21 protein-coding genes and 1 pseudogene are annotated in these 23,784 nt (G+C 70.7%); 18 read left to right on the forward strand and 4 right to left on the reverse strand.

Going from position 1 to position 23,784, the window contains the following annotated elements:
• Positions 1-73: 73 nt before the first annotated feature.
• The 5 genes from ACIA5C_RS30335 to ACIA5C_RS30355 all read left to right on the forward strand — a co-directional run bounded on the left by ACIA5C_RS30335 (position 74) and on the right by ACIA5C_RS30355 (position 6,150).
• Positions 74-988, forward strand: a complete 915-nt coding sequence (locus ACIA5C_RS30335; RefSeq protein WP_396060752.1) for an ABC transporter ATP-binding protein — start codon at positions 74-76, stop codon at positions 986-988.
• Positions 981-1,844, forward strand: coding sequence for an ABC transporter permease (locus tag ACIA5C_RS30340; RefSeq protein WP_396060754.1), 864 nt, complete (start codon positions 981-983; stop codon positions 1,842-1,844). The genes ACIA5C_RS30335 and ACIA5C_RS30340 overlap by 8 nt, the downstream gene beginning before the upstream one ends.
• On the forward strand, positions 1,841-2,752 hold the full coding sequence (locus tag ACIA5C_RS30345; RefSeq protein ID WP_396060757.1) for an ABC transporter ATP-binding protein: 912 nt from the start codon (positions 1,841-1,843) through the stop codon (positions 2,750-2,752). Before ACIA5C_RS30340 ends, ACIA5C_RS30345 begins: the two co-directional genes overlap by 4 nt.
• A complete protein-coding gene (locus tag ACIA5C_RS30350; protein ID WP_396061565.1) occupies positions 2,752-3,462 on the forward strand; it encodes an ABC transporter permease in 711 nt (236 codons plus the stop codon). Before ACIA5C_RS30345 ends, ACIA5C_RS30350 begins: the two co-directional genes overlap by 1 nt.
• Before the next feature lie 144 nt (positions 3,463-3,606).
• Positions 3,607-6,150 (forward strand): tetratricopeptide repeat protein, encoded by a 2,544-nt coding sequence (locus tag ACIA5C_RS30355; RefSeq protein WP_396060759.1) that lies wholly within the window; start codon positions 3,607-3,609, stop codon positions 6,148-6,150.
• A gap of 16 nt (positions 6,151-6,166) precedes the next feature.
• Here the strand turns inward: ACIA5C_RS30355 and ACIA5C_RS30360 are convergent, their stop codons facing one another.
• Positions 6,167-7,360 (reverse strand): glycoside hydrolase family 26 protein, encoded by a 1,194-nt coding sequence (locus ACIA5C_RS30360; protein ID WP_396060761.1) that lies wholly within the window; start codon positions 7,358-7,360, stop codon positions 6,167-6,169.
• 238 nt (positions 7,361-7,598) lie between these two features.
• On the opposite strand from ACIA5C_RS30360, the gene cysC reads away from it, so the two are divergent.
• From cysC to ACIA5C_RS30400, 8 genes are all read left to right on the forward strand, one after another.
• Complete coding sequence (cysC, locus tag ACIA5C_RS30365; protein ID WP_396060763.1) at positions 7,599-9,119, forward strand: adenylyl-sulfate kinase; 1,521 nt, start codon at positions 7,599-7,601, stop codon at positions 9,117-9,119.
• A gap of 87 nt (positions 9,120-9,206) precedes the next feature.
• Positions 9,207-10,967, forward strand: a complete 1,761-nt coding sequence (locus ACIA5C_RS30370; protein WP_396060765.1) for a Wzz/FepE/Etk N-terminal domain-containing protein — start codon at positions 9,207-9,209, stop codon at positions 10,965-10,967.
• Entirely contained in the window at positions 10,964-12,340 is a 1,377-nt protein-coding gene (locus tag ACIA5C_RS30375; protein ID WP_396060767.1) for an O-antigen ligase family protein, read from the forward strand. Before ACIA5C_RS30370 ends, ACIA5C_RS30375 begins: the two co-directional genes overlap by 4 nt.
• Positions 12,337-13,566: a hypothetical protein gene (locus ACIA5C_RS30380; protein ID WP_396060770.1), complete on the forward strand. Its 1,230-nt coding sequence runs from the start codon at positions 12,337-12,339 to the stop codon at positions 13,564-13,566. The genes ACIA5C_RS30375 and ACIA5C_RS30380 overlap by 4 nt, the downstream gene beginning before the upstream one ends.
• A 5-nt stretch (positions 13,567-13,571) precedes the next feature.
• Positions 13,572-14,453 carry a sulfotransferase domain-containing protein gene (locus ACIA5C_RS30385; RefSeq protein ID WP_396060772.1) on the forward strand — a complete coding sequence of 294 codons (882 nt, stop codon included), beginning with the start codon at positions 13,572-13,574 and terminating at the stop codon, positions 14,451-14,453.
• The gene (locus tag ACIA5C_RS30390) at positions 14,450-15,994 is read left to right on the forward strand and encodes a lipopolysaccharide biosynthesis protein (RefSeq protein ID WP_396060774.1); all 1,545 of its coding nucleotides are present in this window, start codon (positions 14,450-14,452) and stop codon (positions 15,992-15,994) included. Before ACIA5C_RS30385 ends, ACIA5C_RS30390 begins: the two co-directional genes overlap by 4 nt.
• Positions 15,995-15,996: 2 nt before the next feature.
• Positions 15,997-16,719, forward strand: coding sequence for a methyltransferase domain-containing protein (locus ACIA5C_RS30395; RefSeq protein WP_396061568.1), 723 nt, complete (start codon positions 15,997-15,999; stop codon positions 16,717-16,719).
• Entirely contained in the window at positions 16,712-17,701 is a 990-nt protein-coding gene (locus ACIA5C_RS30400) for a glycoside hydrolase family 26 protein (RefSeq protein ID WP_396060777.1), read from the forward strand. Before ACIA5C_RS30395 ends, ACIA5C_RS30400 begins: the two co-directional genes overlap by 8 nt.
• On the opposite strand, the gene ACIA5C_RS30405 is transcribed toward ACIA5C_RS30400, so the two are convergent.
• Both ACIA5C_RS30405 and ACIA5C_RS30410 read right to left on the reverse strand, forming a co-directional pair.
• Complete coding sequence (locus tag ACIA5C_RS30405) at positions 17,691-18,050, reverse strand: glyoxalase (protein ID WP_396060778.1); 360 nt, start codon at positions 18,048-18,050, stop codon at positions 17,691-17,693. The genes ACIA5C_RS30400 and ACIA5C_RS30405 overlap by 11 nt on opposite strands.
• A gap of 10 nt (positions 18,051-18,060) precedes the next feature.
• Positions 18,061-18,855, reverse strand: a complete 795-nt coding sequence (locus ACIA5C_RS30410) for a WecB/TagA/CpsF family glycosyltransferase (protein ID WP_396060779.1) — start codon at positions 18,853-18,855, stop codon at positions 18,061-18,063.
• Positions 18,856-18,918: 63 nt separating this feature from the next.
• On the opposite strand from ACIA5C_RS30410, the gene ACIA5C_RS30415 reads away from it, so the two are divergent.
• From ACIA5C_RS30415 to ACIA5C_RS30435, 5 genes and pseudogenes are all read left to right on the forward strand, one after another.
• The gene (locus tag ACIA5C_RS30415; RefSeq protein WP_396060782.1) at positions 18,919-19,857 is read left to right on the forward strand and encodes a sulfotransferase; all 939 of its coding nucleotides are present in this window, start codon (positions 18,919-18,921) and stop codon (positions 19,855-19,857) included.
• Entirely contained in the window at positions 19,857-20,783 is a 927-nt protein-coding gene (locus tag ACIA5C_RS30420; protein WP_396060784.1) for a glycosyltransferase family 2 protein, read from the forward strand. The genes ACIA5C_RS30415 and ACIA5C_RS30420 overlap by 1 nt, the downstream gene beginning before the upstream one ends.
• A gap of 83 nt (positions 20,784-20,866) precedes the next feature.
• A complete protein-coding gene (locus tag ACIA5C_RS30425; protein WP_396060787.1) occupies positions 20,867-21,643 on the forward strand; it encodes a DeoR/GlpR family DNA-binding transcription regulator in 777 nt (258 codons plus the stop codon).
• On the forward strand, positions 21,640-22,728 hold the full coding sequence (gene galT, locus ACIA5C_RS30430; RefSeq protein WP_396060789.1) for a galactose-1-phosphate uridylyltransferase: 1,089 nt from the start codon (positions 21,640-21,642) through the stop codon (positions 22,726-22,728). The genes ACIA5C_RS30425 and galT overlap by 4 nt, the downstream gene beginning before the upstream one ends.
• Before the next feature lie 112 nt (positions 22,729-22,840).
• A pseudogene (locus ACIA5C_RS30435) lies at positions 22,841-23,023 on the forward strand (IS630 family transposase); the annotation flags it as partial.
• A gap of 18 nt (positions 23,024-23,041) precedes the next feature.
• Here the strand turns inward: ACIA5C_RS30435 and ACIA5C_RS30440 are convergent.
• Positions 23,042-23,704, reverse strand: a complete 663-nt coding sequence (locus ACIA5C_RS30440) for a hypothetical protein (protein ID WP_396060791.1) — start codon at positions 23,702-23,704, stop codon at positions 23,042-23,044.
• Positions 23,705-23,784 lie beyond the last annotated feature (80 nt).

A 23,784-nucleotide genomic window follows, 5' to 3' on the forward strand; every position in this document is an offset into this window, starting at 1 on the left:
GCTGAGAGGCCAGGGCCGCCTCTCAGGGTTGTACCTGATCCGGCGGGGTGCGGGCGGTTCCTAGGCTGTGCCTGTGACCATCATCGCGACTCAAGCGCTGACGAAGACGTACGGCGGCGGGGTAAAGGCGCTCGCCGACCTGACCGTCGACGTCGAGGCAGGCGTCATCGGGCTCGTCGGCGCCAACGGCGCCGGCAAGAGCACGTTCATCAAAATCATGCTGGGCCTTCTCGCGCCGTCCAGCGGGTCGGTCCGGGTCTTCGATCTCGACCCGACCACGCAGACCGACCGCGTGCGGGCCCGGGTCGGATACATGCCGGAAAACGACGCGCTGCCGCCGGACGTTTCGGCCTCCGAGTTCGTGACCCACCTCGGCCGGATGAGCGGCCTCCCCAAGACGGCGGCACGCGAACGGGCCTCCGAGGCCCTGCGGCACGTCGGCCTCTACGAGGAACGCTACCGGCAGATCGGCGGCTACTCGACTGGCATGAAGCAGCGGGTCAAGCTGGCCCAGGCCCTCGTGCACGACCCCGACCTTCTGCTCCTCGACGAGCCGACCAACGGCCTCGACCCGGCCGGCCGCGACGCCATGCTCAACCTCATCCACCGGATCGGCAACGAATTCGGCATCTCCGTCGTCGTCTGCTCCCACCTGCTCGGTGAGGTCGAGCGGATCTGCGACTCGCTCATCGCGATCGAGGGCGGCCGGCTGCTGCGCGCCGACCGCATCTCGGCCATGACGGCCGCCTCCGACGTTCTGGCGGTCGAGGTCAGCGAGGGTACCGACGAGCTCGCGCAAGCCCTCACCAACCAGGGCCTCGCGGTCAGCCGCGAAGGAAGCCTGCTGCTGGTTCCGCTCGACTCCGACGATTCGTACGACCAGATCCTCCGCGTCGTCGCCGAGCTCGACCTGCCACTGCACCGCCTCGACCAGCGACGCCACCGGGTGGCCGAGCTCTTCACGACGAAGGAGACGGCCGATGTCTGAGGCCGGCGTCATCCACGACATCGGATATCAGCGGTACGAGGGGCCGAAGCTCGGCCGGGGCGCCCTGTTCGGCGCGCTGTACGTACACGGCATCCGGGCCGCATTCGGCCTCGGCCGGCCCGCCAAATCCAAGATCTTCCCCTGGCTGGTGGCCGGCATCGGGCTGCTCATCGCCGTGATCAACGCCGGGGTGAAAGCCAAGGCCAACATCACGCTGTTCACCTACTACCAGTTCGACGAGACGATGGCCGTACTGATCGTCTTCTTCGTCGCCATCATCGCGCCCGAACTGGTCTCCCGTGACCTGCGGGCCGGAGTGCTGCCGCTCTATTTCAGCCGCCCGGTGCGCGCCTTCGACTACGTCGCGGCCAAGGTCGTGGCGCTGGTCAGCGCGGTGTGGCTGCTCCTCGGAGTGCCGCAGCTGATCATGTTCCTGGGCGCCGCCTTCACCACCAAGACCGGCATGAAGGGTGTCTGGCACGAGGCCGGCAGCCTGCTGCCGGGCTGGGGTTACAGCGTGCTGTGGGCGGTCGTCTTCTCCTCCATCGCCCTGCTGATCGCCTCGGCCACCGGCAAGCGAGCCTTCGCGGCCGGCGGCATCGTCGCCCTGTTCGTGGTCACCACGCCGCTGGTCGGGGTGCTGAGCATCCTGCCGTCCGACAAGGCGCGTAACCTGGCCGGCCTCGCCAGCCCGGAAACCCTGGTCACCGGCGTCTCGACCTGGTTGCGCAAGAACCCGAGGCAGGGCATCGACATCGGCAGCTTCGGGCCGATCTACGGCATCGAACTCGTCTGCCTGGTCGCGGCCCTGCTGCTGCTCTTGCTGGCCCGCTATCGGAAGGTGGCCTCCCTTTGAGCACTGTCGACCTGCAGAACGTGTCCCGCTGGTACGGCAACGTCGTGGCGGTCAACGACATCAGCATGAGCCTGGAGCCGGGCGTCACCGGCCTGCTCGGCCCCAACGGCGCCGGTAAGACCACGGTGCTGCACATGATGGCGGGCTTCCTCAGCCCGTCCCGCGGCACCGTAACCATCGACGGGTCACCGACCTGGCGCAACCCCGGCATCTACCGCACGCTGGGCCTGGTCGCCGAGCGCGAGGCGGTGCACGGCTTCCTGACCGCCCGCCAGTTCGTCACCGCGTGCGCCAAGATGCAGAAGCTTCCCGACCCGGCGGCCGCCGCCGACCGGGCGCTGCGCCTGGTCGAGATGACCGACGCGCAGGACCGGCGCATCGAGACGTTCTCCAAGGGCATGCGCCAGCGCACCCGGGTCGCGGCCGCGCTGGTCCACGAGCCGCAGGTGCTGCTGCTCGACGAACCGTTCAACGGCATGGACCCCCGCCAGCGCATGCACATGATGACGCTGCTGCACAAACTGGGCGAACAGGGGCACACGATCCTGTTCAGTTCGCACATCCTGGAAGAGGTCGAGCAGCTCTCCGGCCTGGTCCAGGTGATCGTGGCGGGTCGCCTCGCGGCCTCCGGCGACTACCGCAAGATCCGTCGGCTGATGACCAACCGGCCGCACGTCTTCGCCCTGCAGAGTTCCGACGACCGGCGCCTGGCGGTCGCCCTGATCGGCGAGAAGTCGGTGAGCGGCGTCGAGGTCGAGCAGACCGGCCTCACCGTGCGGGCCAGCGACTACGGCAGCTTCACCCGCGCGCTCCCGCGCATCGCCCTGGGCGAGGGCATCCGGCTGCGCAAGCTGCTGCCGTCCGACGAGTCCCTGGAGAGCGTCTTCTCCTACCTGCTGGAGGCATGATGTCCACGGTTGCCTACATCACCGTCCGCGGCCTGTTCGGCCGTCGCCGGCTGCTGCTCCTGCTGCCGCTGCCACTCCTGATGATCGCCCTGGCGCTGATCTGCCGCACGAACGGCGTCGAGCCGTCCCAGTGGGGCCAGCCGGTCATCGTCGGCCTCGGCTTCGTCGTCGTCCTCCCGGTGACCGCACTGATCGTCGGCACCGGCGTCCTCGGCTCCGAGGTGGACGACGGCACGATCGTGCACATCCTCACCAAGCCGCTCCCCCGCCGCGACATCATCTTCGCCAAGCTGGCGGTGGCAGTGGTGGTGACCGCGGTCAGCGCGGCCGTCCCGCTGTTCATCGCCGGACTGCTGGCCGACTCGGCCGCCTTCGGCGTGGCCTTGGCGGTCAGCGCGGCAGTCGGAGCGGTCGCCTACTCGGCGCTGTTCCTGCTGCTGAGCCTCCTGAGCCGGCGCCCGGTCCTGCTCGGCCTGGTCTACGTGCTGGTCTGGGAGGGCCTGCTGGGCCGCTTCCTGAGCGGCACCCGGGTCCTCTCGATCGAGCAGTACGCGATCGCGCTGGCCGACAAAATGCACCCCACCGACATACTGCCGGGCAAGGTCTCGATCCCGGTCGCCATCGTGATGAGCGCAATCTTCGCGGTCGGTGGCACCCTCTACGCCATCCAGCGCCTCGGCTCCTTCAGCGTCGCCGGCGAAACCAGCTGACCGGCCCGGCGCCGGGCCGGGAAACCGGTCCGGCGCCGGCGCACAGCAGCCCGATCGACTGGCCTGGATGGCCGATACGATTCCGGCTTCCCTGGTGATCGGCTGAACGTGCACGCTCACCGGCGGAAGACACGGGGCACAGCAGTGAGTCTGGACGACATCTTCGACCCCGGCTGGTCCGCCGTCGATCTCTTCACCGATCGCATTCCCGAGAGCACGAGCTTCTCGGTCGCGGCAGTGAATCACCTGTCGGACGTCCTCGCCGATCGAGCGACTCTGCTCCGGACCGCGCGCACGAACGTTCTGGCCTTCTACGGCGTCGGCGGGATCGGGAAGACCGAACTCTCGCACCGGCTGGAGCGATGGCTGCACGGCGAGGTTCCGGAGAACACGGACTGGCCCGATCCGCTGAGACTCGATCACCAGGTACGCACGGCCCGGCTGGACCTCCACGGCTCCCACGCGTTCGACGCAGTCGGAACGGTGCTCGCTCTGCGCAACGCGGTCGGTGGACCCGGGCGCCCCTTTCCCGCCTTCGATCTGGGCCTGGCGGCGTGGTGGACGCAGGCGCGGCCCGGCATCGCCCTTCCGGAGTTCCGCAATCGGGCCGGCTTCGACCTCCGCGGCCAGATCATCGACACCGTGGGCGATGCCATCGGGCAGGCCGGGTACGGCCTCGCGGCGGGCCAGTTGACCGCACGAGTCGGCCTGGCCATCGTCGACGCGATTCGCCGGGGCCGACTTCGCGATCGATGGTTGCGCGACTGCGAGCCGCTCGCGGCGATCGCCCGCGAGGCTGAGCGGGATGCCTCGCCGTGGGTTGCGGCCACACTGGCCGGCCTGCTCTCGTGGGATCTGGAGCGGCTGGTCCGCTCGGAGAGGTCTCTGGTGGTCGCGTTCGCCGACGCCGTCGAGTACATACAGGGCGGTGACCGGAGCCAGGAGCGTCTACTGAATCGGATCGTCCACCTGACGCCGGGCGTGCTCTGGGTCATGACGACGCGCCGAAGTCTCGAATGGGCCGATCCGTCGGTGCCCGGCCTCGCGGCGGTGGGTGCACACGTGTGGCCCGGGCTCAGCCTGCGGGCCGAGGGCGAACCGCGCCAGCATCTGGTCGGCGATCTCGCCGACGACGACGTCGTCCGCTTTCTCGAGCGGGCGTCGGGCCACGGCGGCAATCCGGAGTTGAGCGGCGAGGTGATCGGCCGTATCCGCGACGGAGCGCACGGCCTGCCTCTTTACCTCGATCTCGCGCTCTCGGTCGCCCGGCAGAGCGCCGGCGTGCCACTGCCCGAGCTTTTCGGCGGGCCGTTGCCCGCGCTGGTCGGCCGGATCCTGGCCGATCTCCCGGAGGCCGAACGCGACGTCGCTCGGACCGCGAGCCTCCTGCCGTGGTTCGATCCGGCCCTGCTGGCCGAGGCATCGGGGCGCAGCGAGGGAGACGCCGTGCGCTTCTGCGCGCGCACGCTGGTCAACCAGGTCGACCACCCGTGGTTCGGTTTCCGGTTGCACGATGCCGTTCGCGCCGCCCTGCGCGACGAGTCGGGCCGGGAGCCGGGTGCCTGGACCTCGGCGGACCGCCGGCGCCGCGCCGACGGACTGATCAGCGCGCTGCACGTTCGACACGACGAGACACCGGGTGACGTAGACCGCCGGCTCGCCATGCTCGAAGTAGCAGCGCAGCTCTGCGCAGATCATGATCTCCAAGCGGACTGGCTGCGACGATCGCTGTTCGAGTTGCCCGGAATGGCGCGAACCGCCGAGCGGCTCCCACCGCCGGACAGCCGCACCTGGATGGGCGCGCTGTCGCGGTTCTTCTCCGCATATCCCGGGCGCTCCGCGACTGAACGGATCGCCTACTTCCGCGAGACGCTCGAGATGTCACCGCCCGCGGACGTGGCTCGCGCGACGCGAATCTTCATCTGTTACGCCTTGCGCGACTCGGGCAGGGCGGAGGAAGCCGAGGAAATCCTCGGTACGCTGCGGGCCGCGGAGCCGGAGTCATCGCTGATCCGCTACCAGTTCGGGCGCACGCTGCTGACGCTGCGCCGTTTCGACGAGGTCGAGCAACTCCTGCGGGAGGCACCTCCGACCGACGAGACCGAGGTCCGCCGGCTTCGAAGCGACCTGGCGTGGGAACAGGGCGATCTTGCTGAGGCGGTCGTGGGGCCTCGGCTGCGCGCCATGTGGCTGCGCCGGCAGGGCCGACACCGGGTCGCGCGCGAGAACGAAAGCGCGGCTCTCTGGCGGGAAGCCGTTGCCGGACTCACCACCGTCGATGCGTGCGACGAAATGGCCGCCGAGTGCGATCAGTACGGCCTACGGCTGAGCCTGGGAACCGCCATCACGGCCAAGGCGGTCCTTCAGTTGGCCGACGACGACGCGGTGCTCGCCGCGATGGCCGAGCTCGACCGAATGTACGTGGACAGTCCGGGGAGCAGGTGGCGGCGCTGGACGCTCGAGGCGCTGACGTCGCTGCGACGCGGCGACGAAGAGCCTCTCGGTCGGATCTCGGCCGAGGCCGGGGACGACGGGCGAAGCCGGGGCGCCGGCTGGGTGCCACTCGACCGGACACTCCGGTACGCCGGCCTGCCATCGATTTTCGCCGATGGGAGGCCGGAGGCGGCGGAGCCGTTGAGTGAGGGCTGGCGTGTCGCCATCGCCGCGCTCGTCCGCCCCGCGCTGTAGCCGGCTCGGGGCCGGCTCAGCGGGAGGTTACGGCCACCTGGAACATCGGCAGGTGGCCGAGGTGGCGGTAGGCCTGCAGGGCGGCCGGGGTGCTGTCGACCGACGAGTCCTGGCCCTTCTGGTTGTGTGGGGTCTCGAACTGGACCATCGCCTTGATGCGCGGGAAACGGCGTAGCTCGGAGCCCAGGTCGCGATAGAAGTCGGCCTTGTACTTGGTGTTCCTCTTCGAGGACCAGACGCCCCACTCGGCGATCATCACCGGTTTGTGCGGGTGTTTGCGGGCCGCCCAGTTGTAGAAGCCGGGCCAGGCGCGTTTGCCGCCCAGTTTGCGGTTGAGGACCTCGGCGAAGTCGCCGTGGCCGTAGCCGGGGGTGCTGTACGCGTAGACGTCCAGCCCGATCCAGTCGACGACGTCGTCGCCCGGGTACATCTGATCGAACCAGCTCTTGGTGGCGTGCGGCACGTACGCCATGTGTACCAGCACGGTGACCATGTTGTGTACGCCGTGGGCGCGCAGCCGCTTCACCACGTGGCGGTACATCGCGGCGTAGTCCTTGGCCGTGTAGCCCGAGCCGGCCCTTTCCCGGACGTCGTTCTCGCCCTCGTGGTGGACGGCGAAGAAGAACTTGTCGGGGAACGTCCGGTGGATGTGCCCGGCGAGTCGGTCGAGGAACGCGTCGGTGCGTTTGTCGCCGCGGGCGATCGCGGCCCACGAGGCGGCTTCGGGTTTCCAGTTGAGGAACAGGATGCGCGGGGAGCCCTTCTGGTGGGCGATCGCGATCTCCTGCGGCGTGGGGAACAGCTGATGGATGCCGCCGTGATAGGCGTGGTAGATGGCCTGGTGGCGGCCGGTCTTGCGTTCGAACGCGGCCAGCGCCGAGTAACCCCGCGACTCGGTGTGCGCGCCGGGTGCGACTCCCCAGAGGACGCCGCAGGTCGGCACCAGTTTCGCCCCGGTGTGGCACGCGGACCGCGACAGGACGGGTGGGGCGAACGGCGCGGCCGGTGGAGAACCCGAAGGCCCCGCGGCACCCGACGTGGTCGGAGCGGCAGCGTGGACAACGGGGTCGTCGCCCGGGCGTGTCATCGGCGCGTTGAAGCCGCCGGGCGGTAGGGGCGCGAGGTCCGGCGCGGCCGAGAACGGCGACGGACCGGGCGCCACCAGCGGCAGCGCCACGGTCGGGTCGCCGGGAAGGCCGATCTGCGACATCCCGCCGGTCCACGCCCAAGCGAGCGTGGTGACGGCGGAAAGAGCGAAGGCCACAGGAATCGCGGCGAAGCGGAGAGGCCGAAAACGGCGCGGGCGACGACTCACGATAAGCCAGTATTGTAACTTTTATCCGATTTGTCGAATACCTGATGTGGAATCCGTCGTGGGGATACCCGCCTCGACCCCGATCAGCAGGGCTGCAAAACTGTCTCCTAATCGGCCGCAGGGGGATACAACAGTGAATGGTTCGGTGCTGCCCGAGGACGTGCTCCGGGACGCCCCGTCGTACACGCCGCGCCCGCACGAGCTCGCTGACCTGGAGCTCCTGCTGAGCGGGGCGTATGCGCCGCTGCCCGGGTTCCTCGGCCGGGCCGATCTGGCCGCGCTGCAGCGCCGCGGTCAGCTCGCCGACGGTACGCAGTGGCCGGTACCGGTCACCTTGGAGCTTCCCGCCGAACTGGCGAGCCGGCTCGACGCCGACGACCCGCGTCGCCGCGCGGTCGTACTGACCGACCCCGAGGGCGCGCCGGTGGCCGCCCTCGAGCTCTCCGACGTGTGGCCGATCGACCCGCAGCGCTATGGCGCGGGTGGTGCCGTCCGCCGGATGGGCGACGGCGGGCACGGCCCGTTCCAGCGGCTACGGCGCTCGCCGGAAGAGGTCAAGGCCCTGCTCCCGCCGGGCCGGGTGCTCGGCGTGATCGCCGACCGCCCGCTGCACCGGCCTCAGCTCGCGCAGATCGCGCACGCCGCCCGTACGCTCGCCGCCCACCTGCTGATTCTGGTGCCGGTGAGTGGCCCCGGCCCCGACGGTCTGCCGCCCGAGGCACTCGTCCGGGCGATCTTCGCGGCCCGCGACCGGATGCCCCCGGCGACCATCGTGGCCGTCCCGCTGCTGACCCGGGGCGACGAGATGCGCGACGCGCTGCTGCGGGCGCGGGTGGCCGGGGCGTACGGCGTGACCCATGTGCTGTCGACCGGCGAGATGCTGTCCGGCGCCGGCCTGCGGGTGCTGGTCCCGCGTGAGCTGGCGTACGACAACCGGGACGGCCAGTGGCGCTGGCGCGACGACATCCCGCCCCGCAACCGCCGCCTGGCCATGACCCCGGCCGAGATCGACGATCTGCTCGACCGCGGTTTCCCGCTGCCGGAGTGGCACACGCCGCCCGCGGTGGCCAAGGAACTGGTCCGGGTACGTCCGCCGCGGCGGCACCGCGGTCTGGTCGTCTTCTTCACCGGGTTCTCCGGCTCCGGCAAGTCGACGATCGCCCGCGGCCTGGTCGACTCGATGCGGGAGAGCGGCGACCGCACGATCACGCTGCTCGACGGCGACGTCGTACGCCGGGAGCTGTCGGCCGGTCTCGGCTTCTCCAAGGCCGACCGCGACCGCAACGTGCGCCGCATCGGCTGGGTCGCGGCCGAGGTGGCCCGGCACCGCGGCATGGCCGTGGCCTGCCCGATCGCGCCCTACGAGAACGCCCGCTTGGCCGCCCGCCGGATGGCGACCGAAGCCGGGGCCGGTTTCGTGCTGGTGCACGTGGCGACCCCGCTCGAGGTCTGCGAGCAGCGCGACCGCAAGGGCCTCTACGCCCGGGCCCGGGCCGGCCAGCTGCGGGGCATGACCGGCATCGACGACCCGTACGAGGAACCGGCCAAGGCCGAGCTCACCGTCGACACCACCGACATGTCGGTGCCGGAGGCGATCGAGGTCGTTCTGGCCTACCTCGTGGAGAACGGCTGGGTGGAGCCCAGATTGAACTGACCCATCACGCGGGCGCTGGTGAGACGTTTACCCCTCCGGGGGCAAAACGTACCTCTCACTCCACCCCTCGGAAGGGCCGCCGCACCGATGGAACCGTCCGCCTCGCCCGCTGATGTTTCGCACTACCTCGGCGTCTTTCGCCGCCACTGGTGGATCGCGCTGCTGGCGACGGGGGCCGGGCTCGGCGCCGGTACGGCTCTGACCCATGCGCTGCCGAAGGTCTACGAGTCGTCGACCTCGGTGCTGGTGCAGGCGGTCGACCAGGACACCAACGCGTCCGGTGGCCGCACGAAGGGCGCGGTCAACCTCGACACCGAGGCGCAGCTGGTCGGTTCCGGCGCGGTCGCGGTCAAGGCGGCCCAGCTGCTGCGGACCACCCGCTCGCCGATCGACCTGGCCAAGGACGTGTCGGTCGAGGTGCCGGCGAACACCACCGTCCTGGTGATCAACTTCAAGGGCGGTACGCCGCAGGAGTCCCAGTCCGGGTCGCACGCGTTCGCCGAGGCGTATCTGCGCAACCGGCAGGAGACCGCGCAGGACGGCCTGAACCAGCAGATCAAGACGCTGAACGTCAAGGTCAAGCAGCTCACCACGACGCTGACCGGCATCAACGCCCGGCTGTCGCGGGCCGCCAAGGGCAGCCCGGACGAGAGCAACCTGCTGAGCCTGCGCAACAACTCGCAGAACCAGCTCAACTCGCTGACCGGCAAGCTGAACGAGCTGACCACGACCACGGTCGGCGCGGGCAGCATCATCAGCGACGCCCGGCTCCCGGACACCCCGACCAGCCCCAACCCGATGATCAACCTGGCCACCGGCGGCATGGTCGGCCTGCTGCTCGGTCTGCTGCTGGCCTTCGCCCGGGAACGCTTCGACCGGCGGCTGCGCACCGCGGCCGACGTGCGCGACCGCGGCCGGATGCCGGTGCTGGCGGCGCTCGACGACCGCACCACCCCGCACTTCGATGACGTGCTGCAGCCGTACGGCGCGGGCGGCCGCGTCTTCAACCGGCTGCGCAACGAGATCCTGGCCAGCCTGCAGCCGGGCGACCAGATCATCGTGGTGACCGGGGCGAGCCGCGGTTCGGCCGCGACGCTGGTGTCGGCGAACCTGGCCGCGGCGCTCGCGCGTACCGGAAGCAACGTCGTGCTGATCGGCGCGCACCTGCCGGACAGCGTGGTGGATGCCGCGCCTCTGGCGCGGATGTTCGGCATCTCGGCGACGCCCGGCCTCTCCGAGCTGCTGGCCGGGCGGGTGAGCCTGGCCCGGGCCCTGCAGCGCACGCCGCGCATCCCGTCGCTGCGGGTCATCACCACCGGCGGCGCCGCCACCGCGGCCGGCCTGATGCAGTCGCAGCGGCTGCGCGACACCCTGCAGACGCTGCGCGGCCAGGGCGGTTTCGTGGTGATCGAGGCGCCGTCGACCAGCAGCAGCGCCGACGCGCAGGGGCTGGCCAGCCTGGCCGACGCGGCGATCCTCGCGGTCGAGCTGCGGCGCTCGCGGCGCCCGGCCCTGCTCGACGCGGCCGAGCAGCTGCAGCGGGTCGGCACGCCCCTGCTCGGTGCGGTCGTGGTGCCGCGCCTGGCCCCGATCCGGGCGGCCGACATGCACGGCCCCGCGGTGACGCTGACGCCGGGCATGCGGGTGGCCGGCGGCAGGCCGATCCGCGACGGCGACATGACCCAGCCGATGCGTTTCCCGACCGGCACCCTGACCGCGGCCCAGAAGGAAGCGGCGGCCAAGGACACGGCCCCGAAGGCACTTCCGAGCCCGCACGGCCCGACCGACGATACGGCGATCATTGACATGTCCGGCGTGGTCAAAGCCGCGGACGGCGACCAGCAGTGAGCCTTTCGGTCGCGGCCCCGGAGCAACCCGGCGGCCCGGCGGAGGACGGCAAAAAACGCGCGCTGCCCGCCTGGCCGGTCACCGCCGTGCTCGCGTTCTATCCCCTGTGGTGGGCGCTCGGTCTCGGCGTACTCATCTTCGCCCTGGTCGCCGTGCCGATGCTGTTCCTCCTGCTGCGGCGGGCCGCCGCCGGGCGGCGGCTGCGCCTTCCTCCCGGCTTCGCGTGGTGGGCGCTCTTCCTCGTCGCGGTGGTGGTGAGCATCGGCGCCCTCGGCGCCGACCCGGCCGGTACGGTGCCCGGGCACGCGTCGGGCCGCCTGCCCGCCGTCGTTTTCCGGCTCGGGATGTACGTGGCGTTGACCGTGCTCCTGGTCTACGCCGGCAACCTGACCGAGGCCGAGCTACCGCAGAAGCGTCTGGTCCGGTTGCTCGGCTGGATGTTCGTGGTGACCGTGCTGGGCGGCCTGCTCGGCATCGTGGCCGGGAACTTCGAGTTCACCTCGCCGGTCGAGATGCTGCTGCCCGGTCACCTGCGCAGCATGAGTTTCGTCCAGTCGATGGTCCACCCGTACGCCGCCCAGATCATGGACCTGGTCGGCGGGGACCGGCCGCGGCCGGCCGCGCCGTGGGGTTACACCAACACCTGGGGTAACAACTTCTGCCTGCTGGCCGCCTGGCTGGTGGTGGCGGCCTGGCAGTCCGGCCGGGGCCGCACGAAGATGTGGGCGCTGATCTGCCTGGCCGTCTCCATCGTGCCGGCCGTGGTCTCGCTCAACCGGGGACTGTGGATCGGCCTCGGCGTGCTCGCCCTCTACGTCGCCGCCCGTTACGTGCTCGCCGGCCGGCTCTGGATCCTGGCCGTCGTCGCCCTGGCCGGGGCGGCGCTCACGGTCGGGCTCGTCGCCACCCCGCTCGGCAGCGTCGTGTCGGCGCGGCTCGACAACGGCAAGTCGAACGGCGTGCGCTCGTTCCTGATCGACAAGGCGCTGGACGGTTTCACCGAGTCGCCGGTCGTCGGTTACGGCAGCACCCGGAACACGGCCGGTGGCCGGCAGTCGATCACGGTCGGCGAGAGCGCCGGTTGCGAGCGCTGCGGCAATTTCACCGTCGGCGGGAACGGCCAGCTGTGGCAGCTGATCTACGCGCACGGCGCGGTCGGCACGATCGGCTATCTCGGCTTCTTCCTGTACGGGCTGTGGCGTTTCCGCCGCGACCGCACCCCGATCGGCATTGCCGGCAGCGCCGCGATCGTCACCTCGTTCTCGGCGATGCTCTGGTACAACTCGCTGGTCACCCCTCTGGCCTTCATGGTCCTGGCGTTCGCGCTGCTCTGGCGCAATCAGGTAGTCCGACAAGAGGGGGAAGAACTTTGAGCCCGGTCAAGACCGCGCCGCCCGAGCTGACCACCGGCGACGCGGCCCTGCGCACCCAGTACCTCAGCGAGGTGCTCGACCTCCTCTACCCGCAGCCGTGCCGCACCGACGGGTCGCCGGGCACGCCGATCGCCGAATATCTGGTCGTCCCGGATGCTCGGCGGCCCCGGTTGCTGGTCCCGACGGTTTCGCGCCGCGTCGCGGCGGTCGCGGTCCGCCGGTACGCCGAACCGCAGTCCCGGACCGCACGGTTGAAGCGCGATGCGGTCGTGGCGGCGTTGCGTACCGGCGCCTCGAGCATGCTGCTGCGGGACCGGATCCGGGTCACCGGCCCGTTCTCGACCAGCATCGACGGATATCTGAGCGATGCGCTGGCCCGCGAGCTGGCAATCAGCATCCACATCGGACCGGCGCGGGCCAACCGCAAGCCGGTGCTGCAGCTGATCGGGCCGGAGGGCGACACGTTCGGCTTCACCAAGCTGGGCACCGGCCCGCTCACCCAGCGGCTGGTGAAGGCCGAGACGGCGGCGCTGACCGCGCTCGGCAGCAGCGGCCTGACCAAGCTGACCGTGCCCCGGGTGCTGCACGCCGGTCAGTGGCAGGGCCTGCAGGTGCTGGTCCAGTCGGCGCTGCCGGTCTGGCTGCCCCGGGCCACCCTGACCCCGCGCCGCCTGGTGGCGGCCATGCTCGACATCGCCGGCTGCTGCGGTTACACGCAGGGCACGCTGGCCGCCGGGTCGTACTGGCACGAGTTGCGCCAGCGGCTGGCCGCGGTGGCCGACCGGCCCGAGGGCGTGAGCCTCACCGCGGCGGCCGAGATGCTGGTCAAGCACGCCGGCGAGACCGCCTTCCGGTACGGCGCCTGGCACGGTGACTGGGCGCCCTGGAACATGGCCAACGTTGACGACGCCCTGCTCGTCTGGGACTGGGAACGGTTCGCGACCGGGGTGCCGCTCGGCTTCGACGCCGTGCATCACGAGTTGCAGCGGCGTATCCAGTCGACCGACGACGCCAAGGACGCGGTCGAGGTGACCGTGCAGAAGGCGGCCGAGTTGCTGGCCCCGTTCGGCGTACCCGCCGAGGGCCGCACGGTGACCGCGCTGCTCTACCTGGTCGACCTGGCCACCCGTTATCTGACCGATCGCCAGGCCGAGGCCGGCGCCCGTCTGGGCGTGCTCGGCACCTGGCTGCTGCCGGTGCTGATCCGCCGGGTCGAGGAGCTCTGAGCACAGTGGACGTACGCAAGGTTCCGGCGCCGGTGAAGCGGGTGGTCCACCTGGGCTCCCGCTCGTACGGCCGGTTGACCGCACCGAAGCGGATGACGCCCACCTTCCTGATCTGCGGCGGTCAGCGCTGCGGCACGACCTCGCTCTATCGCGCGCTGGCCGACCACCCGATGATCCTGAAAGCGGTGCTGCACAAGGGCGTGCACTACTTCGACGTGTCGTACAACCGCGGGATGGCCTGGTACAAGGGACATTTCCCGCTGCAGCGGCACGCCGACCGGCTGACCGAGCGGTACGGCTCGCCGGCCCAGACGTTCGAGTCGGCGCCCTACTACATGTATCACCCGCAGGCCGCGGCCCGGATCGCCCGCGATCTGCCGCACACCAAGCTGATCGCGCTGGTGCGGGACCCGGTCGAGCGCGCCTACTCCCAGCATCACCACGAGGTGGCGCGCGGCTTCGAGACCGAGCGCGACTTCGGGGCGGCGCTGGCGCTCGAACCGGCCCGGCTGCATCGCCAGGAAGACCGGCTGGCCGAGGACCCGCGTTACTACAGCTTCGCCCACCAGCACCACGCCTACCGGGCCCGCGGCGAGTACGCCCGCTACCTCAGCGTGATGGCCCAGCACGTCGGCCGGGAGCGCATCCACGTGGTGGAGAGCGAGCGGTTCTTCGCCCAGCCGGCCGAGGTCTACGACGAGATCTGCGACTTCCTCGGCCTGCCGACCTACTTCGAGCGGCCGGCCTTCGAGCAGCACAACGCGCGCCCCCGGCAGTCCGACATGGACCCGGCGCTGCGCCGCGAGCTGACCGCCCACTACCACCGCCACGACGACGCCCTGGCGTCCTGGCTCGGGCGCACACCGGTCTGGCGTCGGCCGGCATGACCGCGGTCCTCGAACGGGAGGCGACGAAGAAGGTCGCGCGGGGAGGCCTGGCCAACATGGCCGGATCCGCTCTCGCCGGTGGCGCCGGCGTCATCGTCACCTGGGTGGTGGCGAGGTCTCTCGGTACCGACCAGGCGGGCGCGTTCTTCTCCGCCACCGCCGCGTTCGTGCTGACCGGCGGGCTGGCCAAGCTCGGCACCCAGACCGGCCTGGTCTACTGGCCGGCCCGGCTGCGGGCGACCGGCCGGGACCACCTGCTCGGCGCCTGCCTGCGGGCCGGGCTGCTGCCCGTACTGGTGCTGTCGGTGCTGCTCGCGGCCGTCCTGTGGTTCCTCGCGCCGGCGATCGCCCGCACCACCGCCCACCAGGCGGCCGGGGTGATCGGCGCGCACACCGCCGGGCTCCGCGCGCTGGCCGTTTTCGTGCCGCTGCAGGCGCTCACCGACGCCCTGCTCACGGCCACCCGCGGCTATCGGGCGATGCGGCCGACCGTGCTGCTCGACCGGGTGCTCCGCAGCGGGCTGCAGGTCGCGCTGGTTGCCCTCGCGGGGGTCGCGGCGCTGTGGACGAGTGCGTCGCTGCCCCTGTTCGCGTTCGCATGGGCGGCCCCCTATCTGCCGGTGACGGTGCTCGCGGCGTACGCCGTCCGCAAGCTCTATCGCGCGAGCAAACCGGCCGGGGTGACCACCACCCGCGCCGAGCGGAGCGAGGTGCGCCGCGCCTTCTGGCGTTTCACCGGGCCGCGCGCCCTGGCCAGCGTGGCCCAGCTGGCGTTGCAGCGGGTCGACGTGCTGCTGGTGGCCGCCCTCGGCGGCCTGGTGCCGGCGGCGATCTACGCCGTGGCGGGCCGATTCGTGGTGCTGATCCAGTTTGCCAACCAGGGCATCTCGCAGTCGGTGCAACCACGGCTCGCCGAGGCGCTGGCGACCGGCGACCGCGCGGCGGCCAACCACCTCTACCAGACCGCGACCGGCTGGCTCGTGCTCGTCACCTGGCCGATCAACCTGCTGGTGATGTTGTTCGCGCCGGTCTATCTCAAGCTCTTCGGCGACGGCTACACCTCCGGTGTCCCGGTCGTCGTCGTGCTGGCCGGTGCGATGCTCGTCGCGACCGGCTGCGGCATGGTCGACATGGTGCTGGCGATGGCCGGCCGCACCTCGTGGAACCTGGTCAACGTGCTGGTCGCGCTGGCCGTCACGATCGGGCTCGACAGTCTGCTGGTGCCCCGGATGGGCGCGCTCGGCGCGGCCGTCGGGCTGGCCTGCGCGATGGTCGCCAACAACCTGCTGCCGCTGATCCAGGTCGGCCGCGCGGTCGGCCTGCACCCGTTCGGTGCCGGCACCCGCGCGGCGGCGCTGCTCTCGATCGGCTGCTTCGGCCTTCTCCCCCGGCTGGCCACCGGCCTGGCGGGCGACGGAACGGTCGGCCTCACCCTGGCCGTGCTGGTCGCGGTGCCGGCCTTCCTGGCCGGCACCTGGCTGCTGCGCGGCCCCTTGGCACTGGCCGCATTCAAACCCTTCGGGAAGAGGAGTACCAGTTGACCATGGACTACACCAAGGTGTTCCAGGACGCCTCGGCGGTCGAGAAGTACGAGAACGTCACGTACGCACCGGACAGCTACGCGTGGCAGATCAATCAGCGGCAGCGCGACTATCTGCGCGCGCTGGTGAAACGCGAGTTCGGTCCCCGGGCCCCGGTGCAGCACGACTTCGCCTGCGGCACCGGGCGGGCGATCCGCACGCTTCACGGCATGGTGCGTGAGGCGCACGGCTACGACACCTCGGAAGAGATGATGACCAAGGCGGCCGAGGTGGGCTCGCACGCGGTCTGGCACAAGGTGCCGATCGAGGGTCCGGTGCCGGAGCCGGTGCAGGCCGGTCAGCCGGTGCTGGTGACGATGTTCCGGCTGCTGCTCAATGTGGACGATGCGGTGCGCGACCGGGCGATGGCGTTCGCGGCCAAGGCGCTGCCGGATCCCAACGCGGGTCTGCTGGTGGTGGAGAACCACGGCAACGCGGGGTCGCTGCGGCATCTGCGGGCGCGCCGGCACGACGGCGAGCGGTGGTTCGCCGAGTTGTCGCACGAGCAGATCTACCGGCTGATGTCGCGGCACGGGTTCGAGATCGTCGAGCGGCGTGGCTTCTCGATGATCACGCCGGGTCTGCACCAGAATCCGCTGGCCCGGGTGGCCGATGCGGCGGTTCGTCGTCTTCCCGGCAGCGACCAGTACGCGGTCAACGTCCTTTATGCGGCGCGCCGTGCGTAGAGTTGTCGCGGCCTTAGCCGCTCTTCTGCTGCTGATCGCCGGGTGCTCCGGCCCGAAGAAGCCGGCGCCGGCGCCCCCGCCCGATCTGTCGACGAAGCCCAACGGCATCGCGATCAACCCAGGGCCATTCGAGTCCGGACCGTTCAAAGCGCCGAGAACGGGCGCCTACGTCGGCGCGTGGATCAAGCCGGAGCAGCTCACCCACGTGGGCCGCCTCGCGGCGGTCGACGACATGGAGACGAGCCTCGGCCGCAAGCTGAAGATCGTCAACACGTACCGCCGGTTCGAGCAGATGGTCGGCACGTCGTCGGACAAGGAGTTCCTGGCCCAGGGCGCGACCCTGATGGTCAGCTGGGCGACCGGCGACAACCGGTCCATCGTGGACGGCGAGTACGACGATCTGATCCGCCGGCAGGCTGACGCCGTCAAGGCGCTGCAGGTGCCGGTGCTGCTGCGGATGCGCTGGGAGATGGACCGGCCCAACCTGCGCGCCACGATGTGGTCGGGCGAGGACTACATCGCGGCCTGGAAGTACGTGCGGGACATCTTCCGCCGGCAGGGCGCGAACAACGTCAGCTGGGTCTGGTGCCCGACCGCCGAGGGCTTCCAGCGGGGCGACGCGGCACCGTTCTATCCGGGCGACGACCAGGTCGACTGGACCTGCGTCGACGTCTACGCGGCGACCCAGTTCCAGCCGATCGGGCAGCTGATGGGCCCGTTCCTGCGGTGGGCGGCCCAGCACCCCAAGCCGATCATCATCGGCGAGTTCGGGGTGGCCAGGTCGTGGGGATCGGCCGGGCGGGCGGCCTGGCTGTCCGACGCCGAGCGGACCTTCAAGGCCAACCCGCAGATCAAGGCCGTCGCCTACTTCGAGTCCGATCCGGACGGTAACGCGCCGAACAAACAGTTCCAGCTGGCCGGCGACAAACCGGCGTTCAAGGCGTTCCACCGACTGGTCAAGGATCCGTACTTCAATCCCTGACCGGCTCCATGAACTCCAAGCGGTTGCCGTGGTCATCGGCCGAGTGGAACCGCCGGAAGCCCGGAAAGTTGGTGTCCCAGCGCACCGGGCGGCCGGCGGTTTCCAGTTTGCCGGCCAGAACATCAAGGTCGTTGACGAGTACGCCTGGGTGCGCGCGAGTGGCGGGCGCGAAGTCGTCCACCGGGCTGAGGTGCAGCTCCAGATCTTCCCGGCGGAACCAGCAGCCGCCCCGCTTCCTGAGCTCGGGCGGCTTCTCGACCTCGGCCATGCCGAGCACGCCGGCGTAGAAGGCACGGGCGACCTCCTCGCCGCCCGGCGGGATCAGCAGTTGAACGTGGTGCAGTTTCATGAGGCAGAGACTATTTGGTGCGGGCCCGTTGCACGGGGGCGCCGGCCAGCAGCCGCAACGCATAGGGCGCGTCGTGCCGCAGATAGCGCCCGGCCAGCCGCCGTGGTTCGGTGCCCAGCCGGTGCGCCCATTCCAGGCCGGTGCGCTGCATCCAGCGCGGCGCCCGGTCGACGTCGCCGGCCACGAAGTTGACCGCCGCCCCGCACCCGACGAACCACGCGTTCGGCAGTTCCGGCCGCAACCGGTCGACGATCCGCTCCTGCTTGGGGAAGCCGAGACCGACGAATACCAGATCCGGCTCGGCGCCGGAGACCTTGGCGCACAGGTCGGCCACCGCGTTGCGGTCGCGCTCGAAGCCGTACGGCGGACACAGGGCACCCGCTACCCGCAGCCCGGGGCACGCCGCGGCCAGGCGATCGGCGGCCCGGGTCGCGCCGTCGCTCTCGCCCTCCCGCGCCGGCTCCCCGCCGATGACGTAGATCGAGCGCCGGTCGCGGCCGAGACCGCCGGACAGCGACCAGATCAGGCTGCTGCCGGCGACCCGCTCGGGCAGCGGCGCCCCGCCGAGCTTGCTGGCCCAGATCAGCGGCATGCCGTCGGCCACCACCAGATCGGCGTCCTCGAGGAAGCGCCGCGCCTCGGGTTCGCGCTGCGCCCGGCGCAGGATGTCGATGTTCGGGGTGACGATGCGCCCGCCGCGGCCGCGCATCAGCGCATCCCGCACGATCGCCACCACCTCGGCCTCGGTGATCCGGTCGATGCCGGTGCCGTCCAGGTGTACGCGGTCGAAAGCCTCGATGCCCACCCAACGCCTCCTTCGGGACCATTCGCTCGTTATATGAGCTGAAACGAGCGAAGGCGGACCAAAGTGGCACGCGTGTTATTTCTGGGTGGATTGGGACGTAGCGGTACGACGCTCGTCGAACGTCTGCTCGGCGAACTCCCGGGCGTGTGCGCCCTCGGCGAAGTGGTCCACCTCTGGCAGCGCGACATCCGCGACGACGAGCGCTGCGGCTGCGGCGCCCGGTTCTCGGCCTGCACGTTCTGGAAACAGGTCGGCGAGCGCGCGTTCAACGGCTGGGCCAACGTCGACGTCGACCGGGTGCACACGCTCCGCGAAACCGTCGAACGAACCCGGCACATCCCGCGGCTGGCCGGCGCCGGGGAGGTCGCCGACGACGTCCGCGAATACGCGAGCTACTACGGGCGGGTCTACACCGCGGCGGCCGAGGTCTCCGGCTCGCCGGTGGTGGTCGACTCGTCCAAGCACTCGGCGCTCGCCCACGTGCTGCGCTGGGCGGCCGACATCGACCTGCGGGTGGTGCACGTCGTGCGGGACGCGCGCGGGGTGGCGTACTCGTGGACCAAGCGGGTCTCCCGGCCGGAAACCGATGGCACCGACGAGATGACCCGCTACTCCCCCGGCCGCTCGGCGATGCTCTGGAACGCCCACAACGCCGCGTTCGGCCTGCTCGCCCGCCGCGGCGTCGCGGTGCGCCGGATCCGCTACGAGGAATTCCTGACCGACCCGCGCACCGAACTGATCAAGCTGGCCGACTTCGCCGGGCTCCGGCTCGCCCAGGACGACCTCTCCTTCGTCCGGCCGGACTACGCCGATCTCGGCGTCGGGCACAGCGCGGCCGGCAACCCGATGCGCTTCACCGTCGGCCGCGTGACGTTGCGCCGCGACGACGCCTGGGTGCGGGCCATGCCCAGCGTCCAGCGCCGGCTGGTCGGCGCCGTCTGCGGGCCGATGCTGCACGCCTACGGCTATCCCCTGTCTCTCTCGGCCCCGCAGGAGGCGTGATGAACTGGCCCTCAGTCGGCGTCGTGATCCCGACCCGGAACCGGCCCGAACTGGTCCGCAAGGCGATCGCGGCGGTCCGCGACCAGCGCTACCCGGGCGAGCTCAAGATCCTGGTGGTCTACGACCAGACCGAGCCCGACTACCTGCTCGCCTCGTCGTCGTCCGAGGCCGGCTCGGTGCCGGTGCTGGTACTGACCAACTGGCGGACCTCGGGGCTGGCCGGCGCCCGCAACACCGGCATCCTGGCCCTGGACACCGAATTCGTGGCGTTCTGCGACGACGACGACCAGTGGAAGCCGGACAAGCTGCGCCGGCAGGTCGCGGCACTGCTCGCCGAACCGGACTCCGAGTTCGCCACGTGCGCGATCGAGGTCGACTTCGAGGGGCGTACGACCGCAAGGCTGGCCGGCGGTAGCCGGGTGACCATCGACCAGCTCGCCCGGTCCCGGATGTCGATGCTGCATTCGTCGTCGTTCCTGATCCGACGGTCGGCGCTCGCGCCGGACGCCGTCGGCCTGGTCGCCGAGGACGCGCCGGGCAGCCAGAACGAGGACTGGGACCTGCTGCTGCGGGCCGCCCGCCGTGCGCCGATCGTGCATCTCGACGAGCCGCTCGTGCGGGTGCTGTGGGGCCGCTCGTCGCACTACGCCTACGAGTACGCCACCAAGATCTCCTCGCTGAGGTGGATGATGCAGCGGCACCCGGAGATCAGCGGATGCCGGCCGGGAGCGGCCCGCGTCTATGGGCAGCTGGCGTGCTGGTCGGCGGCGACCGGCAATCGGAGCCAGGCCTGGCAGTTCAGCAAGGAAGCGGTGCGAGCGAACTGGAGGGAGCCGCGGACCGCGATCGCCCTCGCCGCGATGACCGGCGCGGTCAAGGTCGAGAACGTGTTGTCGGCATTACACAAGCGCGGTCGCGGTATCTGACCCTCACTCTTTCGCGCATCCCCGATCGCAAGGTAGTGTTCGGGTGTGTTCGAAAATGTGGCTGCTTTAGGGGCGCGACGCTGATGCTTGCACAACAGCGCCAAGCAGCGATTCTTGACCGGGTCCGGGCCGCCGGCGGCGTCCGGGTCAGCGAGCTGGCCTCCGAATACGGCGTCTCCGACATGACCATCCGCCGTGACCTGGAATCGCTGGCCGACCGCGGCCTGCTGTCCAAGGTGCACGGCGGCGCGACCACGGTCAGCCCGGGCTCGGCCCACGAACCCGGCTTCGCCGCCAAGTCGGTGCGCCAGCGCGTGGAGAAAGCCGCGATGGCCATGCGGGCAGCCGCCCTGGTCTCCCCCGGCGACGCGATCGCCCTCTCGGCCGGCACCACCACCGCAGGCCTCGCCCAGCGGCTGGTCGACGTGCCCGCGCTGACCGTGGTGACCAACTCGATCCCGGTCGCCGACATCTTCTACCGCGCCGGCCGCCCCGACCAGACCGTGGTCCTGACCGGCGGCACCCGCACCCCGTCGGACGCACTGGTCGGCCCGGTGGCGGTCGCCGCGATCGGCACGCTCCACCTCGACATGCTCTTCCTCGGCGTGCACGGCATGAGCGAGCGCGCCGGCTACACCACCCCCAACCTGATGGAGGCCGACGTCAACCGCGCACTCGTCGAGGCGGCCGAACGCCTGGTCGTCATGGCCGACCACACCAAGTGGGGCACGGTCGGCATCTCCTCGATCGTCGCGCTCGAACGCGCCGACGTGCTGATCACCGACGACGGGCTCGACGAACAGGCCCGCGCCCTGCTGGAGGAAACCGTGCCCGAGCTCGTGGTGGTGAGCGGGCAGTGACGTTCGCCTCGCGCCAGGCCATCCGCCTCTCGGACGGCCGGGAGCTGATCTATTTCAACGAAGATTCCTCTTCGAACCGCGCCGGCTTCCCCGACACCCGGCACCTGCCGCCGCCCCCGCACACGTCCCAGCTGCGCTACGACCCGCTGGTCGACGAGTGGGTGGCGGTGGCCGCGCACCGGCAGACCCGCACGTTCCTGCCGCCGTCCGACGCATGCCCGCTCTGCCCCTCGACGTCGTCGTTCGCCAGCGAGATCCCGGCGCCCTCCTACGACGTGGTGGTCTTCGAAAACCAGTTCCCGTCGTTCAGCGACCGCATCGCCCCCGACGAGATCACCTCACTGACCGAACTGGTGCCGGTGCGGCCGGGCATCGGGCGGGCCGAGGTCGTCTGCTTCACGAGCGACCACAACAGCTCGTTCGGCGCCCTCACGCCGGCACGCGTCCGCACAGTCATCGACGTGCTCGCCGACCGCACCACCGCGATGTCCCGCCTCACCGGCGTCGCCCAGGTCTTCCCGTTCGAAAACCGCGGCGTCGAAATCGGCGTCACCCTGCACCACCCGCACGGCCAGATCTACGCCTACCCGACCGTCCCGCCGCGGACCCGGTCGATGCTGACGGCGGCGGCGCGCTATCGCACCCGGACCGGCCGCGACCTGTACGCCGACGTCCTGGCCGCCGAACGCACGGCCAAAACCCGGGTGATCGGCGAAAACGAGCACTGGACAGCGTACGTTCCGGCGGCCGCCCGGTGGCCGTTCGAAGTGCAGCTGGCACCGCACCGCAAGGTGGCCGACATCCCGGAACTGTCCGATGAGGAGCGCGACGCCTTCGGCCCGCTCTACCTGGACGTGCTGGGCCGCTTCGACCGGCTGTTCGGCAAGCCCATGCCCTACATTTCGGCCTGGCACCAGGCGGTGGTCGGCGAGGGCCGCGACCTGGGCTACCTGCACCTGCAGCTGTTCAGCATCCGCCGAGCCGCCGACAAGCTGAAATACCTGGCCGGCTCCGAGTCGGCAATGGGCTCCTTCGTCAACGACATCGTGCCCGAGAAGGCCGCCGAAATGCTCCGCGACGCCTGACCCCCGAACGGGCGGATCGCTGCGGAAACCGGGCGTTCCCGTGGTCGCTTCGCGCTCGACCGGCTCGAGGGCTGCTGGATGAGCCCCGGCCGGCCCTGCCGACGTCACTCCGAAAGACGCCGAGGCCGTCGGCCGCTACGTGGATCCATCGGAACGCGCCGTGGTGTTGTGCCTGGACGAGAAATCCCAGATGCTGCCCGGCACCCCGCAACGCGCGAGCCACGATTACGTGCGGGCCGGCGACTCGAGCCCCTACGCCGTGCTGAACCTGGCCGCCGGCAAAGTATCGGCAGCCTCGACCGTCACGGCCCCGCTAGGAGGCCCTGATCGCCGCCGTTGCGAGGAGGCCGGTTACGAAGGCGAGGCCGTAGTAGCGCAGGACCAGCTGGCCGGGGTGGCGCAGCAGCAGCACGACCGCGACGACGGCCACGATCGCGACCACGTACAGGTCGAGGCCGATCGGCTCGAACGCCAGGTTGGCGACTATGCCGGCCGCCACGAGCAGGCCGTTCAACACCACCGAGAAGTGGTCGGACGTGGTCAGCGGCCTCGGGTCGGGTGCGCTCGCCTGGGCCGCCATCACCACGACCGCCAGCACGATGAAGCCGGCGAAGAACAGCAGGTGCGAGAACGTGTCGTCGTGGTAGGCGACGATCCGGCACAGGTCGCTCGCGGTCGTCGGGCAGAAGCGTTCGTGCAGGTAGTTGGTGGTCTCGTGGTCGCCGTAGCCTGCCGCGTAGAGCCAGACCCCGACCGCGAAGGTCAGGTCCAGCCACCGGTTCGCGGCTGGGCGCACCGCACGTAACAGCCGGAAGGTCAGCACCACGCCGGCCAGCGACAGCAGCAGGTTGAGCACTTCGACCCAGCGCAGAAACTGGTTGGCGGCGGCGAATTCCTTGGTGAACGGGCTCAGCCGGTTGACCGAGACCAGCACGATCACTGCTGACTGGGCGGCCAGGAGCCTTTTTACTGACACACCCGATTAAACCCGACGCGTTGGCAGAGGGGCGGGGGGCCCGGGACAAGGCCCCCCGCAGGGAAGGGACGGCGGGCGCG

Source organism: Actinoplanes sp. NPDC051343 (assembly GCF_044455125.1).
Lineage (GTDB): Bacteria > Actinomycetota > Actinomycetes > Mycobacteriales > Micromonosporaceae > Actinoplanes.